Raw genomic sequence first — 3,171 nt, forward strand, 5'->3', positions numbered from 1 at the left:
CTCGGGGGGGGGGGGGGGGGGGGGGGGGGGGCCCCCCCCCCCCCGGGGGCGCCCCCCGGGGGGGGGGGGGGGGGGGGGGGCACCCCCATCGCGGCGCGGGGCTGTCGACACAGCCCCGCGCCCCTTCGAGGGGGGCCCTGCCCCCCTCGACCCCCTCAGCTCACTCGGCGCACCACGTACGCCGTCCCCCGCTCCGCCGGCTCCTCGCCCACGTACTCCTGTCCCCGCATCTCGCACCACGCGGGAATGTCCAACCGGGCCGCCTCGTCATCCGACAGCACCCGCACGGTCCCGCCCACCGGCACATCCCCGATCACCTTGGCCAGCTCGATGACCGGGATCGGGCACCGCTTGCCGAGGGAGTCGACGACCAGTTCCTCCGCCCGGACCACGGCCACGGTCGCCGGAGCGGGCGCCCCCAGCTTCTCCCGCACCCCGGCCACGGCTCCCGGCAGCACCGCCAGGAACCGCTCCACGTCCTCCTCGGCCACCCCCGACGGCAGCGACACCCGCACGTTGCCCTCGCTCAGCACCCCCATCGCCTTCAGCACATGGCTGGGCGTCAGCGTGCTGCTCGTGCAGGACGAGCCGGACGAGACGGAGAAACCCTCCCGGTCCAACTCGTGCAGCAGGGCCTCTCCATCGACATAGAGACAGGAGAAGGTGACGATCCCCGGCAGCCGCCGTTCCGGATCGCCGACCACCTCGACGTCCGGCACCAGCTGCGGCACCCGCAGCCGGATCCGCTCCGTCAGCTCCCGCAGTCGTACCGCTTCCTGGGCCGCCTCCGCCCGTACCGCACGCAGGGAGGCCGCGGCCGCGACGATGGCAGGGAGGTTCTCGAACCCGGCGGCGCGACCCGACTCGCGCTCGTCCACGGGAGCTTGCGGCGCGAACCGCACCCCCTTCTTCACGACGAGCAGCCCCACGCCCGAGGGCCCGCCCCACTTGTGGGCGCTCGCCGCCAGCAGTGACCAGTCACCCTCGACCGGTCCCCACCCCAGCGACTGGGCGGCATCCACGAGCAGCGGCACTCCCGCCGCCCGGCACACCTCGGCCACCTCGGCCACCGGCTGCACCGTCCCGACCTCATGGTTGGCCGACTGCAGACAGGCCAGCGCGGTGTCCTGGCGGAGCGCGGCCGCGAAGCCCGACGCAGCGACGGCTCCCGCCCGATCGACGGCCACCGTGCTCACCGAGCCGCCCTCCGCCTCGAACGCCTCAGCCGAATGGAGTACCGAGGAGTGTTCGACGGCGGACACGATCAGGTGACGTCCCACCCGCCGCCGCCCGGCCAACGCCCCCGCGACACCGGTGTGTACGGCCCGTGTCCCGGACGGCGTGAACACCGCCTCGTCCGCCCGGCACCCCACCGCCTCGGCCGCCGCCTCCCGAGCCGCGTCGAGCAACATCCGCGCCCTGCGTCCCTCCCGGTACAACCGAGCAGGATCGGCCCACCCTTCGTCCAAAGAGGCCAACAGCGCCTGACGGGCAACGGGATGGAGGGGAGCAGCGGAGGCAGCGTCGAAGTAGGACACACGGCAACGGTAAATCTTCGGTGGAGCAGCCGACCTCAAGGGGCGCGGGCCGTGCCGATATGCGGCTCCGCCGCGATGGGGGTCCCCCCCGCTCGAGCGAGGCCGAGAGTAGGGGAGCGACCAGCCACAACGCGCCCCGCACCCGCCCACCAAACCGCGACAACCCGAGCTATTAGGCGCCCAATCCCACCCTTAAGGAGTGACCGGCGGCGCGTATGCCACCCTCCCCGCGAACCCTCGGAGAGCGTCGGCTAGGGTTTGGTCCGCATAAACATCCAAACCCCTGCCCGACGCAGGGCGGCGACCGACCAGCGAGAAGGCCGCAGCCGAACAGCGCGGGCGAGACTCTCGGGAAGGCGCTACGTGAGTCCCAACGGCTCCGACCGCTCGCCGCGGCGCCCGATGCGGCGGAAGCTGCTGCAGGCACTGACCGCGGGCCTGGTCCTGGCGACCGCAACCGGTTGCACATACAAGGACTTCCCCCGCCTTGGCATGCCCACCCCGGTCACGGAAGAGGCTCCGCGGATCCTCTCCCTGTGGCAGGGCTCCTGGGCGGCCGCGCTGGCCACCGGTGTGCTGGTGTGGGGCCTGATCCTGTGGAGTGCCATCTTCCACCGGCGCAGCCGCACCAAGGTCGAGGTACCTCCGCAGACCCGGTACAACATGCCGATCGAGGCCCTGTACACGGTGGTCCCGATCATCATCATCTCGGTGCTGTTCTACTTCACGGCCCGGGACGAGACGAAGCTCCTCAGCCTCGACAAGAAGCCCGACGTCACGGTCAACGTGGTCGGCTTCCAGTGGAGCTGGGGCTTCAACTACATCGCGGACGTTCCCGGTTCCCCCGGCAACGCCAAGACGTCCAAGGAACTGCTCGCGATTCCGGACCGGTTCCGCAAGGAGTTCCCGGCGAACGCCGGCGGTGTCTACGACGTCGGTACGCCGGGCACGAAGAACCCTCAGACCGGCAACCCCGGCCCGACCCTCTGGCTTCCCGAGGGCAAGACGGTCCGCTTCATCCTCACCTCGCGTGACGTCATCCACTCCTTCTGGGTGGTGCCGTTCCTGATGAAGCAGGACGTGATCCCGGGCCACACCAACGCCTTCCAGGTGGTTCCCAACCATCAGGGCACTTTCCTGGGCAAGTGCGCCGAGCTCTGCGGCGTCGACCACTCCCGGATGCTGTTCAACGTGAAGGTCGTCTCCCCCCAGCGCTACGAGCAGCACCTCAAGGACCTCGCCAAGAAGGGGCAGACCGGTTACATTCCCGCCGGCATCGCGCAGACGCCGCACGAGAAGAACCGGGAGACGAACAACCTGTGAGCATCCTCAACGAACCCCAGGGTGCCGCGGCAGCTGAGGACTCTTACGAGAACGAGCTGCCGGTCAGGCGCAAGCAGCCCGGCAACGTCGTGGTCAAGTGGCTCACCACCACCGACCACAAGACCATCGGAACGCTGTATCTGGTCACGTCCTTCGCGTTCTTCCTGATCGGCGGCGTGATGGCGCTGCTCATGCGCGCCGAGCTCGCCCGTCCGGGTCTGCAGATCATGTCGAACGAGCAGTTCAACCAGGCGTTCACGATGCACGGCACGATCATGCTGCTGATGTTCGCGACGCCGCTGTTCGCCGG

General features: G+C 70.2%; 3 protein-coding genes. 2 read left to right on the forward strand and 1 reads right to left on the reverse strand.

The window, feature by feature from the left end; translation table 11 throughout:
• Positions 1 to 155: 155 nt before the first annotated feature.
• The gene (locus ACIF83_RS30535) at positions 156 to 1,538 is read right to left on the reverse strand and encodes a cysteine desulfurase/sulfurtransferase TusA family protein (RefSeq protein ID WP_399731685.1); all 1,383 of its coding nucleotides are present in this window, start codon (positions 1,536 to 1,538) and stop codon (positions 156 to 158) included.
• Between the two features lie 363 nt (positions 1,539 to 1,901).
• Here ACIF83_RS30535 and coxB point away from each other — a divergent pair, with 363 nt between their 5' ends.
• Positions 1,902 to 2,861 (forward strand): cytochrome c oxidase subunit II, encoded by a 960-nt coding sequence (gene coxB, locus ACIF83_RS30540; protein ID WP_393466230.1) that lies wholly within the window; start codon positions 1,902 to 1,904, stop codon positions 2,859 to 2,861.
• Positions 2,858 to 3,171: cbb3-type cytochrome c oxidase subunit I (locus ACIF83_RS30545; protein WP_398881475.1), on the forward strand; the 314-nt coding region annotated here is incomplete at its 3' end. The genes coxB and ACIF83_RS30545, both read left to right, overlap by 4 nt.

The sequence above is a fragment of the Streptomyces sp. NPDC085866 genome (genome assembly GCF_044541035.1).
In the GTDB taxonomy this organism is placed as follows: Bacteria; Actinomycetota; Actinomycetes; order Streptomycetales; family Streptomycetaceae; genus Streptomyces.